Source organism: Streptomyces sp. CB00316 (assembly GCF_001905595.1).
Classification (GTDB): Bacteria; Actinomycetota; Actinomycetes; order Streptomycetales; family Streptomycetaceae; genus Streptomyces.
The window spans coordinates 238,732-257,715 of the sequence record NZ_LIXI01000009.1 but is presented as its reverse complement, the minus strand read 5'-3'; the positions used below and the strand labels follow the sequence as shown (position 1 = coordinate 257,715).

Below are 18,984 nucleotides of genomic sequence, written 5' to 3'. Positions count from 1 at the left end.
CCGGACGGAGCCGGCCGCCGTCACTCCCCGGGAAAGCGCGGCAGGGACGTGTCGGTGTACGGCCCGACCGCCTTGCGCGGGCGCCGGGCGGTCTCCGCCAACGCGATCCGTCGTGCCGCTCGCTCCCGGGCCTCCTCCTTCCGGGAGGCGTCGGCGCCCGGTCCGCACCCTCGGCTCCGGAGCTCGGCGCCCTGGAGGCTGAACGCGACGCGAAGGACGCGGTTGAGCCCCGCGGCGCTCAGAACCTCACGCGTGGTCTCGTGCCGGGCCACCACCGCGATCGATACGCCGCGCTGCTGGGCGACCGCGCGCACGCGCAGCAGCACACCCAGGGCCCGTGGGGTGAGCAGAGGGGTGAGGACGTCCACGATCACGGTGTTGGGGCCGCAGCAGGGCAGCAGTCGGGAAAGCTCCTGCTCGATCGTCGCCTCGCTGTCGAGGTCGACGACCTCCCACAGCTCCACGACCACGTGGGACTCGTCAAGGCGATAGCTCAGCAAGGACATCGTGTACTCCGCAGAAGCAGGCAGGGCAGGAAGCAGACCGGTGGAGAGGCCGCTTCCTGACCTCGCTCCGCGCCTGCCCGCCGTTCGGGCATCCGACACCCCTTTTTCCCGCGCCTCTTCGGCCTGCGCGCGGCCGGGCACCACACGCGAACCGCTGCGACGCCACGTCCCGGATCGTGCCATGCTGGCTGAAAGGCCCTAGGGTTGTTCCGGCCCGGAAGGGAGCACCATGACCGACGCCCCGCCCCCCGGGACGCCCGACCTCGTCTCCCTGCTCCTCGACACCGACACGCTGGAGGACTTCCTTCAGGCGCTGGTCGATGGAGCGTTGGCCAACGCTCCCGGCGCCGACGGCTGCGGCATCACGCTGGAGCGGGAGAACCGCCCTCTGACCGTGGTGAGCGCGGGAACCAGCGCACCGGCCCTGGACGAGGCGCAGTACGGGCAGGACCACGGCCCCTGTCTGGAGGCCCTGCGCGAAGGGCATGAGGTCAGCGTGGTCGACATGCGGGTCGAGAACCGCTGGAACGGCTACCCGGCCTTCGCCGCCGCCGCCGGGACCCTGTCGTCGCACTCCCTGCCGATCGCCGCGCACTCCCACACGGCGGGCGCGCTGAACATCTACTCGCCCGAGGTGAAGGGCTTCGAGGACGCCGACCTCGGCGCCCTGCGCGACCTGGCCGCCCAGGCGACGGGCGCCATCGCCCTGGCCCAGCGGCTCTCCGACGCCCGGACCTTCACCTCGGACCTGCATGCCGCCCTGCGGTCGCGCACGGTCATCGACCAGGCGATCGGTATCGTCATGAGCCAGCGCCGCTGCCCGGCCGAAGAGGCTCTCCGTACCCTGCGCACCGCCTCGCAGCACCGCAACGTCAAGCTGCGCGACCTCTGCGGGCAACTCGTCGGCAGTATCTCCGGCGCCCCGCCGGCGAGCGGCCCACGGCTGCGCCCGCGCCCCTGAGACCTCACCGGCACGGGCGGTCCGCCGCGACCGACGGGCCGCCCGTCAGGCGGGGACCGAAGCTGAGGCCGGGGCCTTCGCTCTCGGGGCCGAGCGCTGCAACTGCTCACGGGCGGCGACGAGCGCCGCGGCGATGTCACGGGTCCCGGTGGAGACGCACAACGTGTAGGTCACGTCCTCCAGGCCACGGGCCAGCCCTTCGTCGCCCCCGCCGTACAGTGCCCGCAACTCTTCGTAGCGGCGCAGAAGTTCCTCGAGTACCGCGGGATGTGCCATCAGCATCGCGCTCTGCCTTTCTCTCACGACCAAAGGGCGCCCGCCGAAGTGAACGAGCGCGGACAGCTTTTCCCGAGACGGACAACCGACACACAGCGACACACCGACAGCGCCTATCGCGCACGCATGACCGGGTGGCACGCACTAAGACGACGGGGGAAGAAGGAGAGATCCGGTAAAAGCACGGCTCACCCGAGGGAACGCGGACCATTCGAGCCGGCCGCTTCCTGACCTCGTTCCACAACTGTGCCCAGCCCTGCGCGATTCATGCAAGCGCGTGAAGGGTGCACCGACGCGTCACGGCCCGGTATTCCCCGACATGTTTAGTGCCCTGGCGAGGGGTACTCCCCTTATCAGGCATCCGGCGTACGCGGAGCTCAGGCGCCGGTGGGTTGGGAAAACAGCCCTCGGCGCCGCACACGAAAGAGAGTCCGCCCCTCGCCGAGGCGCCTTCACTCCAGTGGACGCGGAACGGCACGACGGGCGTGCCCCCTTCCTCCCGGCGCGGTTTATTGGGGCTCGTACGGGAAACGCGGGTGGGCGTCCACCCGGGTGGCCGACTCACCCGTTTCGATGGAGGTCTCGCGGCCACGCGGCCGACGGGGCGGATCAAGGAGCACGTCATGCCTGCTGGATCGAGTGCGAAGCGTGAGCGCCAGTACGAGCGCATCAAGGAGAGCCAGGAGGAGCGGGGCACCTCCGCCAAGCGCGCCAAGGAGATCGCCGCCAGGACGGTGAACAAGGAGCGCGCCCGGTCCGGCGAGTCGAAGACCGCGAGCAGGACGTCGGTGAAGGACAGGAAGTCCGCCTACGAACGCGGTGGCGAACGCTCCCACCAGGGGGCGAAGGGCCCCACGAAGGACCAGCTCTACGAGGAGGCGAAGAAGAAGAACATTGACGGGCGCTCCTCCATGAACAAGGCGGAGCTGCGGAAGGCTGTCGGGCGCTGACTTCTCCGTGCAGCGGATGAACCCTACGCAGAGGAGGACGGCATGAGCGACCAAGGACGCGGCGACGATGTGTACCAGCCGCAGGACGACGACGGCCAGGACCCGCCGAACGACGATCTCGACCTGGAGAACACGCTCGGCGAGCGTGATCTGGACGACCAGATGGAAGAGGGCTACTCCCCTCCCGAACGCCCCCTGGGTGTCGACAAGTTCGGCACCACGGGCGAGGAGGGGCGTGAGGGCGAACCGCTCGACCGGCGGCTCGCCCAGGAGGTGGCGGACGTGCAACCGCCGGACGGCGACGGTATCGGCGATGTTCCGGAGGGCGACGGCGAGCCGCAGGAGCGGATCGACGGCGACGCGCGTGCCGGGAGGCTCGCGGCGGCGGACGACGCCACGGGCCGGAACACCGATGTCTTCGCCGAGGACGTGGGCATCGACGGCGGAGCGGCGTCGGCCGAGGAAGCGGCCGTGCACGTCGCGGACCACGAGGACGGCGGGGGACGACGGGCCTGACCGGGTGAGCGGGGGGCACGCAAGCGGAGGAAACGGGTGCACATGGCAGGCGCGGCGATCTTCGACGTGGACGGCACACTCACCGACACCAACCATCTGCACGTGGTGGCGTGGTGGGAGGCGTTCCGGCAGGCGGGGCATACCGTGCCGATGCCGGAGATCCACCGGGCGGTCGGCCTCGGTTCCGGCGATCTGATCGAGCGGCTGCTCGGCGAGGACCGGGACCCTGACCAGGACTCCGCCATCAGCTCCGCGCACAAGGCTCTCTACGGGACGTACTTCGACCGCCTCCCGGCCTTCGAGGGCGCGGGCGATCTGCTGCGGGCCCTGGCCGGGCGCGGCTGGCGGGTCGTCCTCGCCACCTCGGCGAGCGGGCCGGAGCTGGCGGCCCTGCGGCGGGCCGTTGACGCCGACGAGGCTATCCGGGATACGGCGAGCTCGGACGACGTCGACGAGGGCAAGCCCGCCCCGGAACCCGTACGTCTGGCCCTGGAGCTGGCCGGTGCCGGTGCCGGTCAGGGAGTGTTCGTGGGGGACACGGTGTGGGACATGGAGGCGGCGGACCGGGCCGGGGTGCGCGCGGTGGCGCTGCTGTCGGGCGGAATTCCGCGGGCGGACCTGGAGGCGGCGGGGGCGGACGCGGTCTTCCGGGACGCCGCCGACCTGCTCGCCCGCCTGGACGAGAGCCCTCTCTGCTCCCCGCCGGGCTGAGGGCGGACCACCTGTGGGCGCCAGCCCAGCCGGGGGCGGGGCCGGTCGCCGCCCCCCTCAGGGACCGGCGCCCTCACACACCCGCGCCCTCGGCCACGGTGAACAGCGCTCCTTCCGCGTCCCGGACGACGTACTCGGAGCTTCGTACGCCGGGCGAAGGGAAGGTCTCTCCGCCCGCCCGGTCCGCCTGTGCCGCCGCCCGGGGGGCGTCGTCCACCGGGAAGTGGACGATCCACCGCAGCCGGATCCTCGGGTCCGGGGCGCTACCGACCGCTCCGCCGGGGAGTACGGCCATGGGCCGGCCGGCCATCCGGGCCACCACCTTCTCCTCCTCGTACGCGACGCCGATGCCGTCCGGCCCGGGGCGCGGCCAGGAGAAGACCTCGCCGTAGAACTGGGCGGCCTCGAAGGCGTCCCGGGTCCGCAGCTCCAGCCACGGCAGAGGGCCCGCAGCACCGGACGACCAGACGGGTGCGGCGCCTTCCCAGACCCCAAAGACGGCACCGTCCCGGTCGGAGGCGATCGCCGCCCGCCCCTCCCCCACGGCGAGCGGGCCGACCGCGACGGTCGCTCCCCGTTCGCGGATCCGGTCTGCGGTCCCGTTCACGTCGGCGGCCGCCCCGTCCCCACCGAACGGATTTCACACGTTTGGACCCGTTTAGGGAGGGTAGGGGGCGGATTGCGCTTCGGACATGAGGCGCCCGTGGGAGTCCCGGGCGGCCTGTGTCCGGTTGCGAGCACTCCCACGGCGATCGAGCATCGTCGTCGAGGAGTGACCACCATGCCGGCTGCACCTACCCCCGAGTTGCTGTCGGACGCGGACGTCCCGTCCTCCGACACGGCGTTCCGGAGGTTGAGCGCGCTCCCGCCGGGGCCGGAGCGGGAGGCCCTGCGCGACGAGACGATCTGCGCCTGGCTGCCGATGGCGTACCGGCTGGCGGCCCGCTTCCGCAACCGGGGCGAGTCGATGGACGATCTGCGCCAGGTGGCCGCGATGGGGCTGGTGAAGGCGGTGGACCGCTACGACCCCGGGCGGGGCAAGGCCTTCGAGACGTTCGCCGTACCGACGGTGACGGGTGAGCTGAAGCGGCACTTCCGCGACCACACCTGGGACGTGCACGTTCCCCGCCGGGTCCAGGACCTGCGCAACCAGGTCCGGACAGCGCGGCGCGACCTCGCCCAGCGGCTCGGTGGGCGTGCCCCCACCTGCGCCGAGATCGCGGCGGAGGCGGGCCTCTGCGAGGAGGACGTCCTGCTCGGCCTGGAGGCCCTGGAGAGCTACAGCGCCCTGTCCCTGGACGCCGAACCGGCGGGTGGCGACGGGGGAACCGCTCTGGCCGACCGGCTGGGCTCCTGGGATCACGCCCTGGACGTCGCCGTCGACCGCGAGGCCGCCAAGCCGGGACTGCGCACGTTGCCCGAGCGTGAGCGGACCATCCTGTACCTGCGGTACTTCCGCGACATGACCCAGGTCGGCATCGCGAAGCGCCTCGGCATATCCCAGATGCACGTCTCCCGCCTGATCAGCCAGTCCTGCGAGCGCGTACGCGCCGGGGCACTCAGGGAAGCCGTGTGAAGGGGCGCTTGGCCCGCCTGGCCCCGTCCGTCGGGCGACCCGACCGGTACCAGGTCGTGCAGTCCCTCAAAGCGGCGGCCGCGGCCTTCCTCGCCTGGGCGGTGACGGGATGGTGGCTGGCGGCCCCGATGGCGCTGATGGCGCCCTGGGCGGCCGTGGCCCTGGTCCAGGGGACGGTCTACCGCTCGATGCGCACCGCTCTCCAGCTGTTCCTGATGATCACGGCCGGGACGCTGCTCGCCGCCGGAGCCGCCCTCCTCACGGACAGCACCATGACCGCCATGATCATCGCACTGCCGCTCGCCGTACTGCTGGGCAACTGGGCTCCGGTCGGCGGGCAGGGCCTGTACGCGCCCACCACCGCGCTGTTCGTGCTGGCCTACGGCTCCTACTCGCTGTCGGCCGTCGGACACCGGCTGCTGGAGACCGCCGTGGGGGCCGCCGTGGGCATCGCGGTGAACGCCCTCGTCCTGCCTCCGGTGCACTCCCAGCACGTCAACCGGCTGGCATGCGCGCTGCCGCGCGACTGCGCCCGCCTGTTGCGCCGGCTGAGCGAGGGCATCGCCGACGACTACGACGAGGAGCAGGCGGAACAGTGGTACCGGGCCGCAGTGGAGATGCTCGGGGACCTTTCGGAGCTGCGGGTCGCACGGGGGTGGGCCACCGAGAGCTTCCGGCTCAACCCCGGCCACCGCCTACGCCGCAGGACTCCCGAACCGTCCGACGCGTGGGACGTCGTCTGGGCGCGGGTGGGGGACCGCTTCCTGACGCTGACGCTGGCGTTGTGGGAGACCGCTGCCGAGGGGCGGGGACTGCCTCGGCCGCCGCGCCCGGCCCTGAACGACCTCAGTGATCTCCTGGCCGCCGCCGCGGAGGTCTGCGCAGTCGACCAGCTGGTCATGGAGCACGGTCCGGACGAAGAGCTGCGCGGTCGGCGCAGCGCCCGTCTGGCCGAGGCCCACCGCGCCCTCGCCTCGGTCAAGAGGCAGCCCCATGGACCGGAGCCCGATGCAGGTGCCTCGCTCGGCAGTCTGGTGGCCGGCTGTCATGCCCTGCTTGACGACCTGTCGCCCGGTGAGGGCGGGACGGCGGCGGCCGTCACCTGACCGCTCGCTCGCGGAACGAGGCCCGGCCTCTCCCGAACCCACCGCCCCGAGGCGGCCGGATGTTCGGCACCCGGTGACGGTGGTGCCCGCCCGCGCGGCGGACGTCGGCCGTCCGCATGTGGTGGACGCCCTGGCGGACGAGCTGGGCCGGGTCGACGTCCTCGTCAACTGCGCGGGCACCGGGACCTCCACCCGATTCCTCTTACCTGGACCACGCGACGGTCAAGCAGGTGATCGACGTCGATCTCATCGGACCGTTCCTCTGCTCACAGCGGGCCGTCCGACGGATGATCGCCCAGGGGGACGGCGGACGCATCGTGAACATCACCTCGGTGCACGAGTACCAGCCGCGAGTCGGAGCGGCCCCCTACTGCGCGGCCAAGCGGCCAAGGGGGGCCTGGGACGCTGACGCAGGTGATGGCCCTGGAACTGGCCGAGTACGGCATCACGGTGAACGCGGTGGCCCCCGGCGGGATCGCCGCCCCGATGCGGCCCGGTGGACGGCCACCGGTGCCCCGGGCAGGACGTGACCATCGCCGTCCTGGCCGAGGTGGCGAGGTTCCTCGCCTGGACCTCGTACGACGTCGCGGAACAGGACCTGCGCATCCCGCTGCGCCGGATTCCGGCGGCGCCCAGGAGCGGGGTTCGTGATCGGTGACGTGGCGGCGGCCCCGGCCGGTGTCCGCGCCGGGGCCACGAGCCGTAGCTGAACCTGCTGGACTGCCCCGCCGGGCCTCAGCCGACCTTGTGGCCGGCCAGCGGGGCTGTGTCCTCGCCCCGGCCCTCCCGTACCCCGCGCAGAAAGGCGTTCAGCGCCTCCTGCGCCGTACGGGTGGGCTGCCAGCCCAGCACCTCGTGGGCCCTGGTGGAGTCCAGTACCGGCAGCCGCAGCACCGCGTCGAACAGGTGCGGCGATGCCGGTACGGCGTGGGCCCGCCAGGCGCCCGCGAGCGCCGTACGCACCAGCGCCCTCGGGACCCGTACGATCCGGGCGTCGAGCAGCTCTGCCAGGATGCGGGCGTCGATCACCGGGTCCGCCGCCAGGTTGAAGGGGCCGCGTACGTCCTTGAGCACGGCCAGCCGGTACGCCTCGGCGGCGTCGTCGGTGTGCAGCACCTGGAACCGCAGCCCCTCCAGGTCGGGCACGAAGGGCAGCAGGTCGGGGCGGAGGAGGTTGCCGGGGACGTGGCGGCCGGCGAAGATGCGCCGCTGTTCGGGCGCGGCCGTCTCCTTGAAGAGGAAGCCGGGGCGCATCCGGACCACCCGGATCTGCGGGTGCCGCAGCTCGAAGGTGTCGAGGACGCGTTCCAGGTAGGACTTCTCCCGGCAGTAGGCCGCGTCCGGCCAGCCGTGGGTCGGCCACTCCTCGTCCACGCCGGGCTCGCCCTTGGGGCCCGGTGAGTAGGCACCGACCGACGAGGCGTGCACCAGGGCGGGGACCCCGCTCCGCTCCACCGCGCGGAAGACGCGCTGGGAGCCGAGCACGTTGCTCTGCCAGGTGACGACCGGGTCGTGGGTGGGCTGGAAGCGCCAGGCCAGGTGGACGACGGCGTACGCGCCGCGCAGCAGGCCGGTGAGCCGCTCCTCGCTGTCGTCGCGCGAGAGGTCGACGGTGTCCCACTCGACGCCCGCGATCTCCAGTGCGGGCCGCCTGCGGGCCAGGCCCAGGACCGAGCCGACCTCGGGGTCGGCGGCCAGGGCGCGCACGACGCTCGTCCCGACGTTGCCGGTGGCCCCGGTGACCACGATCCGCCTGCCGCCCGGCCGTCCGGTGGTCTCCATGAAAGCTCCTTCCGTCGGTGATCTCCGTCAGGGGACGAGCAGGGTCTTGATCATGCCGTCGGCCTTCTTCTGGAACGTCTCGTACGCCCGGGGCCCCTCCTCCAGCGGCAGGTGGTGGGTGGCGAAGGAGTCCACGCCCAGCGGGTCGCCGTCGACCAGGAGCGGCAGCAGGTCGTCGACCCAGCGCTTGACGTTGGCCTGGCCCATGCGGAGCTGGATCTGCTTGTCGAACAGGGTGAGTAGCGGCATCGGGTCGGCGGAGCCGCCGTAGACGCCGGAGATGGAGATCGTGCCGCCCCTGCGCACCAGGTCGATCGCGGTGTGGAGAGCGGTGAGGCGGTCGATCCCCGCCGTCTCCATCAGGCGCTGTGCGACCTTGTCGGGCAGCAGGCCGACCGCCGCGTGCGCGGCCTTGGCGACGGGCGCGCCGTGCGCCTCCATGCCGACCGCGTCGATCACCGCGTCGGTGCCGCGCCCGTCGGTGAGGTCCCGGACGGCGTCGCCGAGGTCCTTGCTCTTGTCGTACCGGCGCAGGTCGAGGCAGGTGGCCCCGTACCCGCTGACCCGGTCGAGGCGTTCGGGGACGAGGTCAACGCCGATGACGAGACCGGCGCCACGGTGGATGGCGATGCGCGCGGCCATCGCCCCGATGGGGCCGAGACCGAGGACGGTGACGCTGCCGCCGGGCGGGATGTCCGCGTACTCCACGGCCTGCCAGGCGGTCGGCAGGACGTCGGAGAGATAGACGAACCGGTCGTCCGAGGGGCCGTGCGGGACCTTGATGGGCAGGTCGTTGCCGAAGGGGACCCGCAGGTACTCGGCCTGGCCCCCGGGCACCTGCCCGTAGAGCTTGGTGTAGCCGAAGAGAGAGGCACCCGAGCCGCGCTCGCGGACCTGGGTGGTCTCGCACTGCGAGTGCAGTCCCTGACCGCACATGTAGCAGTGCCCGCAGGACACGTTGAAGGGGATGACCACCCGGTCCCCCGGGGCGACGGAGTGCACCTCGGGGCCCACCTCCTCCACGATGCCCATCGGTTCGTGGCCGAGGATGTCGCCCGGATCGAGGTAGGGGCCCAGCACCTCGTAGAGATGCAGATCGGAGCCGCAGATCCCGGTGGAGGTGATCTTGACGATGATGTCCGTCGGATCCTGGATCTTCGGGTCCGGAACGGTCTCCACCCGGACGTCCCGCTTTCCCTGATAGGTCAATGCGCGCACGGTGCCACTCCCTGTTTCGCGTCGGATTTCACGGCTTTTCCCCCGGGTGACGAACGAGTGCCGAGTTCCCAGGGGAGGCCTCGCGAAACACCGGTATGTCGCTCCGCGGACGCGGTGGCAGGATGACCTCATGGGAAATAGCGCTCTCATCGTCATCGACATGATCAACGCGTACGACCACCCAGACGCCGAGCTTCTCGTTCCCACCGTCCGCGCGGCCCTGCCACCGCTCACCCGCCTTGTCGACCGTGCCCGCACCGAGGGTGTTCCCGTCATCTACGCGAACGACAATTTCGGCGAATGGCGATCGCACCACGGGGAGATCATCGAGACGACTCTCGCCGGGAAGAACGCCGAACTGGTCGAGCCCATCCTGCCGGACGACGATTCCCTCTTCGTCGTCAAAGCGCGGCATTCCATCTTCTACGAGACACCGCTCAGCTACCTGCTCTCCCGACTGGATGTGGATCACGTCGTGCTCTGCGGCCAGGTGACGGAGCAGTGTGTTCTCTATTCGGCGCTGGACGCACATATCCGGCAGCTGCGCGTCACCGTGCCCGAGGACGCGGTGGCCCATATCCACGAGGATCTGGCGCAGGCCGCGCTGCGCATGATGGAACGGAATATGAGTGCCTCGATCCGGACGGCGGACACCGTCACCTTCTGACGGGCCGACGGACGGCTGTCACACGAGCGTGCTCTGCTCCACGGGCTGCTCGCGGGCACTCTCGCGGATGCGGCGGCAGGACTCGGTGATCAGCCGGGAGACGTGCATCTGCGAGAGGCCCAGTTCGGCGGCGATGGCGCTCTGGGTCATCCCGGCGAAGAACCGCAGGTAGAGCACCAGCTTCTCGCGCTCGGCGAGTCGGCGGATTCCCGGTTTCGCCGCCTCGCGGTCCAGCACCAGGTCGTATCCCTCCTCCAGCGCCCCCAAGCGGTCACCGAGGAGCAGCTCACTGCCCTCGGGGGCGGTCTCGGCGTCGAGGGAGAGGGCGCTGAAGCCGTGCAGTGCCTCGCTCCCCTGCCGTACGTCCTCCTCACTCAGCCCGGTGTGCTCGGCGATCCGGGCGGACGAGGGCGAGGCGCCCGAAGCGGCCAGTTCGGCGTGGGCGAGGCGGACGACGTTGCGGAGGTTCTGGATCCGGCGGGGGACGTGCACCGACCACATGCGGTCCCGGAAGTGCCGTTTGATCTCCCCCGTGATGGTGGGGACGGCGAAGGGCGCGAAGGCGCGGCCGATGCCGGGGTCGTAGCGGTCGACGGCGTTGACGAGACCGATCGCCGCGACCTGCCGCAGATCCTCCAGCGTCTCGCCGCGGTTGCGGTAGCGGGCGGCCAGCCGGTGGGCCATGGGCAGCCAGGCACAGATGATCTCCCCGCGCAGCCGCTCCCTCATGGGCCCGCCGGGCAGCTCCAGGAGACGCCGGAAGTCCGCTGCCGTGTCGGGGTCGTCGGCGTACCGGCTTTCCTCGGGCATGGGGGGCGGCTCATCTCCTCGCCGTACAAGATGGTTGTCGCCGGGAGACGGGGCGCCGGAGCGCGTCGTTACGCCGACGAGCGCGACCCGCACGGCATCCGTCGCCGGGACGTACCTCACCTCCGAAGCACTCCGTGGCCTTGCCACGCCGGAGCGGCCGCGAAAACCGGGGACCGGTGCATTCACCCGACCGGCCGTCCGCCGCATACGCCCCTGCCTCAGCCGGTGCGCGCTCGCCGAGCGGCGGGATCGCCCGGCCCGGGGCAGAATGGCACGCGAGAACAGATCGTCCCCGGCGCGAAGCGTCCGCTGTGCGAAGCGAGGAGGATCATGGCCGTGCGGCACCACCTCATCGACCGGCCGCCGACTGCGGTCTGGTCGGTCCTGGAGGACGAGACCCTGTACGGGGAGTGGGTGGTCGGGACCTCCGATTCCCGCCCTGAGAACGGCCGTTGGCCCGAGACCGGCGCCTCCATCACCTACCACGTCCACGTGGGGCCCAAGCGGTTCAGCGGCCGCACCGTCGTCCGGTGCATCGACCGGCCGGGCAGGCTGGAGCTGGAGGCGGAGGGCGGCCCCTGGGGTACGGCCCGGATCGCCTTCGACATCCGGCCGTGGGGCGAGCAGACCCTCGTGATCGTCGACGAGCACCCGCTGCGCGGCCTCGGCGGCACGCTGCACAATCCCCTGCTGGACACCCTGCTCCAGCTCCGGCACCGCACCATGCTGGCGCGCCTCGCCCGGCTGGTGGAACGGGTGACGGCCCCGGAACCGGACGGGGGCGGGCGTGCCACCGCACCGGCCGGCTGATCCGGGGCCCCTGTCCCGTGGGCGCGCTCCCGGGCGAAGGACTGCGCCATGGTCGACGCGGTAGTGATCGGGAGCGGACCCAACGGCCTGGTGGCCGCCAATGTGCTCGCCGACGCCGGCTGGTCCGTGGAGGTCCTGGAGGAGCAGGACGAACCGGGGGGCGCGGTCCGCAGTGACCGGGGGGTCCATCCCGCTTACGTCAACGACCTGTTCAGCTCCTTCTACCCGCTGGCGGCGGTCTCGCCCGTGCTGGCGGCGCTGGACCTCGAACGGGAGGGGCTCCGCTGGAGCCACGCGCCCCGGGTGCTCGCCCACCCTCTCCTGGACGGCAGGTGTGCCGTGCTGGACCGCGACCGGGCGGTCACCGCCGAAGGCCTCGACGGCTTCGCCTCCGGCGACGGGCAGGGCTGGCTGGACCTGTGCGGTGTCTGGGACCGGCTGGGCGGCGACATCGTCGCCTCCCTCTTCTCCCCCTTCCCTCCGGTCCTCGCCGGCGGGAAGCTGCTCGCCCGGCTGCGGGCGGCGGGCGGGCTGCGGCTGGCCCGCAGCCTTCTCCTTCCCGTACGCAGGCTCGGCGAGGAGGAGTTCGCCGGCGAGGGCGGCCGGCTCCTGCTGGCGGGCAACGCGCTGCACGCGGATCTGGCACCCGAGGCGGCGGGCAGCGGCGGCTTCGGCTGGCTGATGTCCATGCTGGGGCAGACCCGCGGCTTTCCGGTCCCGGTCGGGGGCGCCGGTGCCCTCACCGCGGCCCTGGTAGCGCGGTTGGAGGCCCGTGGGGGAAGGGTGAGGTGCGGACAGCGGGTGAGCGAGGTCGTCGTACGGCAGGGCCGGGCCGTGGGGGTCCGTACCGCGTCCGGGGACGCGCTCCCGGCCCGCCGTGCGGTGCTCGCCGATGTCTGTGCCCCCAGCCTGTACGGGTCGCTGGTCGCCGCGGAGCATCTGCCGGACCGGCTCCTCGACGACATGCGGCGGTTCCAGTGGGACCTCGCCACGTTCAAGGTGGACTGGGCGCTGAACGGCCCCGTCCCGTGGGACAGCCCGGCAGCGGCCACGGCCGGGACCGTACACCTGGCGGAAGGGGTCGACGAACTCAGCCGGTGGGCCTCCCAGATCGCACGCGGCCTGATCCCGGACCGCCCCTTCGTCCTCTTCGGGCAGATGACCACGGCGGACGCCACCCGTTCGCCCCGGGGCACCGAGTCGACCTGGGCCTACACCCATGTCCCCCACAGCGTGAAGGCGGACGCGGGGGCGGACGGCCTGTCCGGCGCGTGGGACCGGGCGGAGGAGGAGCGGATGGCGGACCGGGTGGAGGAGCAGGTGGAGCGGTACGCCCCCGGCTTCCGCGGCCGCGTCCTCGCCCGGCGGATCCTGGCCCCGCCCGCGCTCCAGGCGGCGGACCGCAGTCTCCACCAGGGTGCGATCAACGGGGGCACGGCCGCGATGCACCAGCAGCTGGTCTTCCGCCCGGTGCCGGGCACGGGCCGCCCCGAGACCCCGGTGGAGGGGCTCTACCTGGCCTCCGCCTCCGCGCACCCGGGCGGCGGCGTCCACGGGGCCCCAGGCGCCAACGCGGCCCGGGCCGCCCTGCGTTCGACCCGCGCGACAGCGACGGCCCTGTCCGCCGCGCAGCGGATGATGAGCCGGCGGGGGCGGGGCGGGGAGTCCTGAGGCCAGGTCAGGAGGGTGCGGCGATCCGCCGGGCCATGTGCTCGTACGCGTCAAGGACCCGGGGGCGGTAAGGCCCGTAGAACTCCACGCAGTCCAGGCCCACGGCTTCGTAGAGGTCGGCCGCGCCCCGGGGGTCCCCCGCGTCCCCGGTCAGTTCGGCCAGCCTGAACCGGGCGTCCACCACGGCGGGACGGCCCGCTGTGTGCTCGGACAGCAGCTCCCGTACCCGCTGTTCGCTCGTCGGGCGGGGGCGGGGGGTCAGGCGTGCGGGACGACGGCGACAGGGCAGCGGGCGTGGTGCAGGACGGCGTGGGCGGCCGAGCCGATCCGGGTGCCGATCGGGGCCCGGCGGGCGCGCCGCCCGACCACCATCAACTGCGCCTCGGCCGACTCCTCCACCAGCACCTCCCCGGCGCTCCCCATCTCGACGTGCTCGGTGACCTGCACGTCCGGGAACCGGTCGCGCCACGGGGCCAGGGCCTCCTGGAGCGCCTTGCGCTCGAAGGGCTCCAGCCCTCCCGAGGCGTCGGCGAGGGCCAGGGAGGCGCTCCAGGTGTAGACGGGCGGCAGACTCCAGGCGCGGACCGCGCGCAGCGGGACTCCCCGTACGGAAGCGGCCTCGAAGGCGAAGCCGAGCACGTCCGCGCTGTCCTCTGGGGTGCCCTGCTGGCCGACGACGACCTCGCCGTTCTCGCGGACCGGGTACTCACCGTCGTAAGCCCGGACGGAGACGACCGGGCCCTTCGCGCCGGCGATCACCTGCTGCCCGTAGGAGCCGAGGAGGAAGCCGAGGAGAGCCCCTTGGCCCCGGGTGCCCAGGCAGAGCAGGGCGGACCGCTCGGCCTCGGCCAGCAGCGCCACGACCGCCGTCTCGGGCAGCACCCGGCTGGATACGGGCAGTTCGGGGTACCGGCCGGTCACCTGCTCCTCTGCCTCCCGCAACACGGTACGGGCGGCCTGTGCCTCCGTCTCCCGGTTCTGGACGAGCGGGATGTCCAGCGGCTGCCAGAGCCAGGCGTGCACGATGCGCAGCGGCAGGCCCCGCAGGGACGCCTCGCGCGCCGCCCAGTCGGCCGCCGCCAGACTCTCCGGCGAACCGTCCACCCCTACGACCACGGCCTTCTTCACGAGTCTGCCTCCGTATGTCCGTGCGAACCGGCCCCTCGGCCGACCGCTGGAACCAGCATCTCGGCCGGGCCCGTCCGCGGGGAGGGCCGATCGGCCCTCCCCGCGGGCCCGTCGGGCACGGAAATACGAGGCCGACGGCGCTCCGGTGGCCAGAAGCTGACATTTCCTGGGACTGATCCGGGACTGAAACGTGTGGCGGCGGGTAGGCGGGTTGCGTTTGAGGGCTGTGCGGTGCAGCTGACCGACGGGGGGAAATGACGTGGAACTGCTGATGGCGGACCGAGGAAGCGAACAGGACCGGCAGACAGTGGGTACGGGCGCCGTGCGGGGCAGTGCCGCGTACGAGATGGGTTCGGGAGAGATCTCCCGGGCCCGGGGCTTCGTCCGGGACTTCCTGACCGAGGCGCGGTCGCTGCACGGCCTGCCCGTGTCGGAGCGGGCCATGGATGTCACGCAGTTGGTTGTGAGCGAGCTGGCCACGAACGTCTGCAAGTACGCGCCGGGCCCGTGCCTCCTCGACCTCGAAGCAGGCGACGGCATCCTGAGCATCACGATGTGGGACACGGGTTCGGTGCTGCCCACCAGCCGGCAGGCCGACCCGACGCGTACGGGGCAGCACGGGCTGGAGATCGTTCTCGCGGTCTGCGAGAGCTTCGAGGTGCGCCGTGAACCCGTGGGGAAGCGTGTCCGCGTGGAGATCTCGCTGCTTGACGGCCCGCAGGGCGATCCGGCGGGCCCCGCGGCCTGGTAGGGCTCCGACAGGCTGGTCCTGGTAGGGGCCCTGGTACGGACAGAACCCCCACAGCGAGCCGCTGTGGGGGTTCTGTCCTTGTGTGGGGGTTCTGTCCTTGGCTCGGTTCCGGTGGCTCCGGTTCTCCGGCGGCTCAGTTCTGGGTGAGCATGCCGTGCCGCAGCGTGGTGAGGAGCCGGGAGAGCAGCCGGGAGACATGCATCTGGGAGATGCCCAGATGTTCGCCGATCTGAGCCTGGGTCATCTCCTGACCGAAGCGCATCCGGACGATCTCGCGGTCGCGGTCCTCCAGGGTCTCCAGCAGCGGGGCCAGTGCGTGGAGGTTCTCGACCAGCTCCATGCCCGGGTCGCAGTCGCCGGTGATGTCGGCGTAGCTGGTGCCGCTGTCGGAGGCGCCCTGCTCGGTCCCGCCGAGCGGGAGGTCGATGGAGCCCGCGGTGTAGCCGTTGGAGGCGATGAGGCCGTCGATGACCTCGTCCTCGGTGATGTCCAGGTGCGCGGCGAGCTCCGCGACGCCGGGGTCGTGGCCCAGGATGGAGGTGAGCTCCTCCTTGGCCTTGGCCAGGGTGACCCGCAGCTCCTGCAAGCGCCGGGGGACATGGACGGACCACGTGGAGTCGCGGAAGAAGCGCTTGATCTCACCCACGATGTAGGGAATGGCGAAGGAGGTGAACTCGACCTCGCGCGACAGCTCGAAGCGGTCGATCGCCTTGATCAGGCCGATGGTGCCGACCTGGATGATGTCTTCCATCTGGCCGTCGCCGCGGTTGCGGTATCTCTTCGCCGCGAACTGCACCAACGACAGGTTCATCTCGATGAGTGTGTTACGCGCGTACTGGTACTCGTGCGTGCCTTCTTCGAGGACCTGCAACTGCTGGAAGAAGAGCGTGCCGAGTGCCCGGGCGTCCTTCGGGGCCATCTTCTGCGGATCGTCGATCTGCGGGAGTACCGCCGGCGCGAGTGCCGCCGGCGCGGCGACCCCGGTCGTGGCCTCCATGGATATCGACATTACGAACCTTCCCTGTCACGGACGCTGCCGCGGAATCCCGCCTGCATGTGGCTACGCCTACCCGTGCCGGCACGGAACACGCGTGCGGCACGGTGACATAAGAAGTCCCCAGGGACCCGCGCCTCGCAGACATGAGTACCGCCGTGGTGGACACCCGCCGGGTATGACAGACGCACCGAGGTCGGGCCCCGGCAAGGAACACACGGGCGGGAACGGGCGCCGCGACGGCGAAGCGGGACCTGATGAACAGGTGGAGGAGCGGGCGCCGGACCGTCCGACCGAGCTGCCCCGGCGCTCCTGGACGGCGGTGCTGCGCGGCACCCTGAAGGAGTTCAAGGACGACGAACTCGCGGACCGGGCCGCCGCGCTGACGTATTACGGGGTGCTGGCGCTGTTCCCCGCCCTTCTGGTGCTGGTGTCCCTGCTGGGCCTCGCGGGCGAGTCCGCCACCCAACAGGTCCTGAAGAACCTGCGGAAGCTGGCACCGGGTTCCGCCCGGGACGTGATCAGTGATGCCGTGGAGCAGCTCCAGGGCAACGCCGGCGTCGGTTCGTTCATGGCGATCGCGGGTCTGGCCGTCGCGGTGTGGTCGGCCTCCGGTTACGTCGCCGGGTTCATCCGCACCTCGAACGCCGTCTACGACATGCCGGAGGGCCGGCCGGTGTGGAAGGTCCTGCCGCTGCGCCTGGCCCTGACGGTGACGCTCATGGTCCTCGCGTGTGCCAGCGCCCTCATCGTGGTCTTCTCCGGCGGTCTGGCACGGCAGGCCGGTGCCGCCCTGGGAATCGGGGACACTCCTCTGATCATCTGGTCGATCGCGAAGTGGCCGGTCCTGGTCCTGCTCGTCACCGTCATGATCGCGGTCCTCTACTGGGCCGCGCCGAACGCCAAGGGCCGCGGGTTCACGTGGGTGACCCCGGGCAGTTTCCTGGCCCTGGTGATCTGGCTGGCCGCGTCGGCCGGCTTCGCGTTCTACGTCGCGAACTTCGCCTCGTACAACAAGACCTACGGCGCCCTCGCCGGCGTGGTCGTCTTCCTGGTGTGGCTGTGGATCACCAACCTGGCGATCCTCCTGGGGCTGGAATTCGACGCGGAGATGGTCCGCCAGCGTGCGATCGCCGGCGGCCACCCGAAGGACGAGGAGCCGTATGTGGAACCCCGTGACACCCACGCCTGGAGCGAGGGGGACCGCCGCCGGATGGAGCAGTGAGCGGTGTCCGTGGGTCGCGGGACGGGTGCCGCCGCCGTTGCCGGGTAGCCGGACGACGACGGCGTACACATCCGGACGAAGGCGTTCCATCGCAACGGCCCACGTCCCCGTGACGATTCCGACCGATCGAGGAGAGCAGGGTGACCTCATCATGAGCACAGCAGAGCGGCAGGCCGGCCCCACCGGCGACCAGGTGGGTGTGCTGGTTTCGCGTGCCTCGCAGCAGATCTCGGAGCTGGTCCGCGAGGAAATGCAGCTGGCACGTTCGGAGATGACGCAGAAGGGCAAGCGGTTCGGGAAGGGCGGCGGCCTCTTCGGCGCCGCGGGTCTCGTCGGCATCCTGGCGGCCCAGGCGCTGGTGGCGACCTGCATCGCCGCACTCGCGCTGGCACTGCCCCTGTGGGCGGCGGCGCTCATCGTCACAGCGGTGCTGGCGGCGGTGGCCGCCGTGGCCGCCCTGGCCGGGAAGAAGCAGATCGCCCGGGCAGGCACCCCCGCCCCCGAACAGACCATCGACAGCGTCAAGGCCGATCTGGCCGAGGTCAAGGAGAAGGCTCACCGATGAACGACGAATCACAGAACAAGATGGGCACGCCCACCCCCGAGGAGCTGCGCGAGCAGGTCGAGCGGACGCGTGACGAACTGGGACAGACCGTCGAGGCGCTGGCGGCCAAGGCCGACATCAAGGCGCAGGCGAAGGAGAAGACGGCGGCCGTGAAGGAGCAGGCCGCGGAGAAGGCCGCGCTGGCCTCCGGACAGATCCGTGAGAAGACGGAGCAGGCCGCGCAGTTGGTGAAGGACAGGACGCCGGACGCCGTGCTGGAGAAGACCGCACAGGCCGCCGCGCAGGTGCGCGAGAGCGCGGCTCAGGCGCGGCGGTACGCGGCGGAGAAGACGCCCGACCCGCTGCTGGAGAAGGCGGACCGCGCCGCGACGGCCGCCCGCGCCAACCGAGCCCCGCTCATCGCGGGCGGTGCGCTGCTGGTCGCCTTCCTCCTGATCCGCCGTAGCCGGGGGCGTAACCGGTGAAGGGGGCCAAGATCGCCTACAAACCGGTCGGTTTCGCCCTGGGTACGGTCAGCGGCATGATCGCGGGCGCGGCGTTCAAGCAGACATGGAAGCTCATCGAAGGCGAGGGCGACGCCCCGGACGCCCTGGACGAGGGCCGCCCGTGGCGGCAGATCCTTCTCGCCGCCGCCGTACAGGGCGCGATCTTCGCCGTGGTCAAGGCAGCGGTCGAACGCTCGGGCGCCCGGGCGACCCGGCGCGTCACGGGCGCCTGGCCGGCCTGACCCGCCGCGGTGCCGGCCCGTTCCGCAGGAGGGC

At 71.8% G+C, this 18,984-nt stretch carries 24 protein-coding genes and 1 pseudogene; 16 read left to right on the top strand and 9 right to left on the bottom strand.

What is annotated here, in order from left to right; all coding sequences use genetic code 11:
• Window positions 1-20: 20 nt before the first annotated feature.
• Complete coding sequence (locus AMK21_RS25015) at window positions 21-506, bottom strand: STAS domain-containing protein (protein WP_073881415.1); 486 nt, start codon at window positions 504-506, stop codon at window positions 21-23.
• A gap of 229 nt (window positions 507-735) precedes the next feature.
• Between AMK21_RS25015 and AMK21_RS25010 the strand changes: the two genes are divergently transcribed.
• Entirely contained in the window at window positions 736-1,467 is a 732-nt protein-coding gene (locus tag AMK21_RS25010; RefSeq protein WP_073881414.1) for a GAF and ANTAR domain-containing protein, read from the top strand.
• 45 nt (window positions 1,468-1,512) lie between these two features.
• Here AMK21_RS25010 and AMK21_RS25005 read toward each other — a convergent pair whose 3' ends face one another.
• On the bottom strand, window positions 1,513-1,749 hold the full coding sequence (locus AMK21_RS25005) for a DUF5133 domain-containing protein (RefSeq protein WP_073881413.1): 237 nt from the start codon (window positions 1,747-1,749) through the stop codon (window positions 1,513-1,515).
• Window positions 1,750-2,366: 617 nt separating this feature from the next.
• On the opposite strand from AMK21_RS25005, the gene AMK21_RS25000 reads away from it, so the two are divergent.
• The 3 genes from AMK21_RS25000 to AMK21_RS24990 are packed head-to-tail and all read left to right on the top strand — an operon-like array spanning window position 2,367 to window position 3,920.
• Complete coding sequence (locus AMK21_RS25000) at window positions 2,367-2,693, top strand: plasmid stabilization protein (RefSeq protein ID WP_073881412.1); 327 nt, start codon at window positions 2,367-2,369, stop codon at window positions 2,691-2,693.
• 42 nt (window positions 2,694-2,735) lie between these two features.
• Window positions 2,736-3,209: a DUF5709 domain-containing protein gene (locus AMK21_RS24995; RefSeq protein ID WP_073881411.1), complete on the top strand. Its 474-nt coding sequence runs from the start codon at window positions 2,736-2,738 to the stop codon at window positions 3,207-3,209.
• A gap of 42 nt (window positions 3,210-3,251) precedes the next feature.
• Entirely contained in the window at window positions 3,252-3,920 is a 669-nt protein-coding gene (locus AMK21_RS24990) for an HAD family hydrolase (protein ID WP_073881410.1), read from the top strand.
• Between the two features lie 73 nt (window positions 3,921-3,993).
• On the opposite strand, the gene AMK21_RS24985 is transcribed toward AMK21_RS24990, so the two are convergent.
• Window positions 3,994-4,527, bottom strand: coding sequence for a VOC family protein (locus tag AMK21_RS24985; RefSeq protein WP_079181242.1), 534 nt, complete (start codon window positions 4,525-4,527; stop codon window positions 3,994-3,996).
• Window positions 4,528-4,701: 174 nt separating this feature from the next.
• Between AMK21_RS24985 and AMK21_RS24980 the strand changes: the two genes are divergently transcribed.
• The 4 genes and pseudogenes from AMK21_RS24980 (at window position 4,702) to AMK21_RS34510 (ending at window position 7,260) form a co-directional block, all read left to right on the top strand.
• The gene (locus AMK21_RS24980; RefSeq protein ID WP_073881409.1) at window positions 4,702-5,496 is read left to right on the top strand and encodes an RNA polymerase sigma factor SigF; all 795 of its coding nucleotides are present in this window, start codon (window positions 4,702-4,704) and stop codon (window positions 5,494-5,496) included.
• The gene (locus AMK21_RS24975) at window positions 5,493-6,602 is read left to right on the top strand and encodes an FUSC family protein (protein WP_073881408.1); all 1,110 of its coding nucleotides are present in this window, start codon (window positions 5,493-5,495) and stop codon (window positions 6,600-6,602) included. The genes AMK21_RS24980 and AMK21_RS24975 overlap by 4 nt, the downstream gene beginning before the upstream one ends.
• Window positions 6,601-7,163, top strand: a pseudogene (locus tag AMK21_RS36280) (SDR family NAD(P)-dependent oxidoreductase); the annotation flags it as partial. The gene AMK21_RS24975 and the pseudogene AMK21_RS36280, both read left to right, overlap by 2 nt.
• Complete coding sequence (locus AMK21_RS34510) at window positions 7,129-7,260, top strand: hypothetical protein (RefSeq protein WP_324613925.1); 132 nt, start codon at window positions 7,129-7,131, stop codon at window positions 7,258-7,260. The pseudogene AMK21_RS36280 and the gene AMK21_RS34510, both read left to right, overlap by 35 nt.
• A 77-nt stretch (window positions 7,261-7,337) precedes the next feature.
• Here AMK21_RS34510 and AMK21_RS24965 read toward each other — a convergent pair whose 3' ends face one another.
• Window positions 7,338-8,384 carry an SDR family oxidoreductase gene (locus AMK21_RS24965; RefSeq protein ID WP_073881407.1) on the bottom strand — a complete coding sequence of 349 codons (1,047 nt, stop codon included), beginning with the start codon at window positions 8,382-8,384 and terminating at the stop codon, window positions 7,338-7,340.
• 27 nt (window positions 8,385-8,411) lie between these two features.
• On the bottom strand, window positions 8,412-9,602 hold the full coding sequence (locus AMK21_RS24960; RefSeq protein WP_073881406.1) for a zinc-dependent alcohol dehydrogenase: 1,191 nt from the start codon (window positions 9,600-9,602) through the stop codon (window positions 8,412-8,414).
• Window positions 9,603-9,732: 130 nt separating this feature from the next.
• Here AMK21_RS24960 and AMK21_RS24955 point away from each other — a divergent pair, with 130 nt between their 5' ends.
• Window positions 9,733-10,269 (top strand): isochorismatase family cysteine hydrolase, encoded by a 537-nt coding sequence (locus tag AMK21_RS24955; protein WP_073881405.1) that lies wholly within the window; start codon window positions 9,733-9,735, stop codon window positions 10,267-10,269.
• Window positions 10,270-10,287: 18 nt separating this feature from the next.
• Here the strand turns inward: AMK21_RS24955 and AMK21_RS24950 are convergent, their stop codons facing one another.
• Entirely contained in the window at window positions 10,288-11,079 is a 792-nt protein-coding gene (locus AMK21_RS24950) for a SigB/SigF/SigG family RNA polymerase sigma factor (RefSeq protein WP_073881404.1), read from the bottom strand.
• A gap of 330 nt (window positions 11,080-11,409) precedes the next feature.
• Here AMK21_RS24950 and AMK21_RS24945 point away from each other — a divergent pair, with 330 nt between their 5' ends.
• Together AMK21_RS24945 and AMK21_RS24940 are read left to right on the top strand one after the other, a co-directional pair.
• Window positions 11,410-11,889 (top strand): SRPBCC family protein, encoded by a 480-nt coding sequence (locus tag AMK21_RS24945; protein WP_073881403.1) that lies wholly within the window; start codon window positions 11,410-11,412, stop codon window positions 11,887-11,889.
• A gap of 48 nt (window positions 11,890-11,937) precedes the next feature.
• Window positions 11,938-13,560: a phytoene desaturase family protein gene (locus tag AMK21_RS24940; protein ID WP_073881402.1), complete on the top strand. Its 1,623-nt coding sequence runs from the start codon at window positions 11,938-11,940 to the stop codon at window positions 13,558-13,560.
• 7 nt (window positions 13,561-13,567) lie between these two features.
• Here the strand turns inward: AMK21_RS24940 and AMK21_RS24935 are convergent, their stop codons facing one another.
• Window positions 13,568-13,744 carry a hypothetical protein gene (locus tag AMK21_RS24935; RefSeq protein WP_234422042.1) on the bottom strand — a complete coding sequence of 59 codons (177 nt, stop codon included), beginning with the start codon at window positions 13,742-13,744 and terminating at the stop codon, window positions 13,568-13,570.
• A 74-nt stretch (window positions 13,745-13,818) separates the two neighbouring features.
• Window positions 13,819-14,688 (bottom strand): universal stress protein, encoded by an 870-nt coding sequence (locus AMK21_RS24930; protein WP_073881401.1) that lies wholly within the window; start codon window positions 14,686-14,688, stop codon window positions 13,819-13,821.
• Between the two features lie 271 nt (window positions 14,689-14,959).
• Here AMK21_RS24930 and AMK21_RS24925 point away from each other — a divergent pair, with 271 nt between their 5' ends.
• Window positions 14,960-15,439: an ATP-binding protein gene (locus AMK21_RS24925; RefSeq protein WP_073881497.1), complete on the top strand. Its 480-nt coding sequence runs from the start codon at window positions 14,960-14,962 to the stop codon at window positions 15,437-15,439.
• Between the two features lie 133 nt (window positions 15,440-15,572).
• Here AMK21_RS24925 and AMK21_RS24920 read toward each other — a convergent pair whose 3' ends face one another.
• Window positions 15,573-16,448, bottom strand: a complete 876-nt coding sequence (locus AMK21_RS24920; protein ID WP_107429987.1) for a SigB/SigF/SigG family RNA polymerase sigma factor — start codon at window positions 16,446-16,448, stop codon at window positions 15,573-15,575.
• Between the two features lie 163 nt (window positions 16,449-16,611).
• On the opposite strand from AMK21_RS24920, the gene AMK21_RS24915 reads away from it, so the two are divergent.
• From AMK21_RS24915 to AMK21_RS24900, 4 genes are all read left to right on the top strand, one after another.
• The gene (locus tag AMK21_RS24915; protein ID WP_073881400.1) at window positions 16,612-17,658 is read left to right on the top strand and encodes a YihY/virulence factor BrkB family protein; all 1,047 of its coding nucleotides are present in this window, start codon (window positions 16,612-16,614) and stop codon (window positions 17,656-17,658) included.
• A gap of 151 nt (window positions 17,659-17,809) precedes the next feature.
• Window positions 17,810-18,223, top strand: coding sequence for a phage holin family protein (locus AMK21_RS24910; RefSeq protein ID WP_073881399.1), 414 nt, complete (start codon window positions 17,810-17,812; stop codon window positions 18,221-18,223).
• Window positions 18,220-18,687: a DUF3618 domain-containing protein gene (locus tag AMK21_RS24905; RefSeq protein WP_073881398.1), complete on the top strand. Its 468-nt coding sequence runs from the start codon at window positions 18,220-18,222 to the stop codon at window positions 18,685-18,687. The genes AMK21_RS24910 and AMK21_RS24905 overlap by 4 nt, the downstream gene beginning before the upstream one ends.
• On the top strand, window positions 18,684-18,950 hold the full coding sequence (locus AMK21_RS24900; protein ID WP_073881397.1) for a DUF4235 domain-containing protein: 267 nt from the start codon (window positions 18,684-18,686) through the stop codon (window positions 18,948-18,950). The genes AMK21_RS24905 and AMK21_RS24900 overlap by 4 nt, the downstream gene beginning before the upstream one ends.
• The last annotated feature ends 34 nt before the right edge of the window (window positions 18,951-18,984 follow it).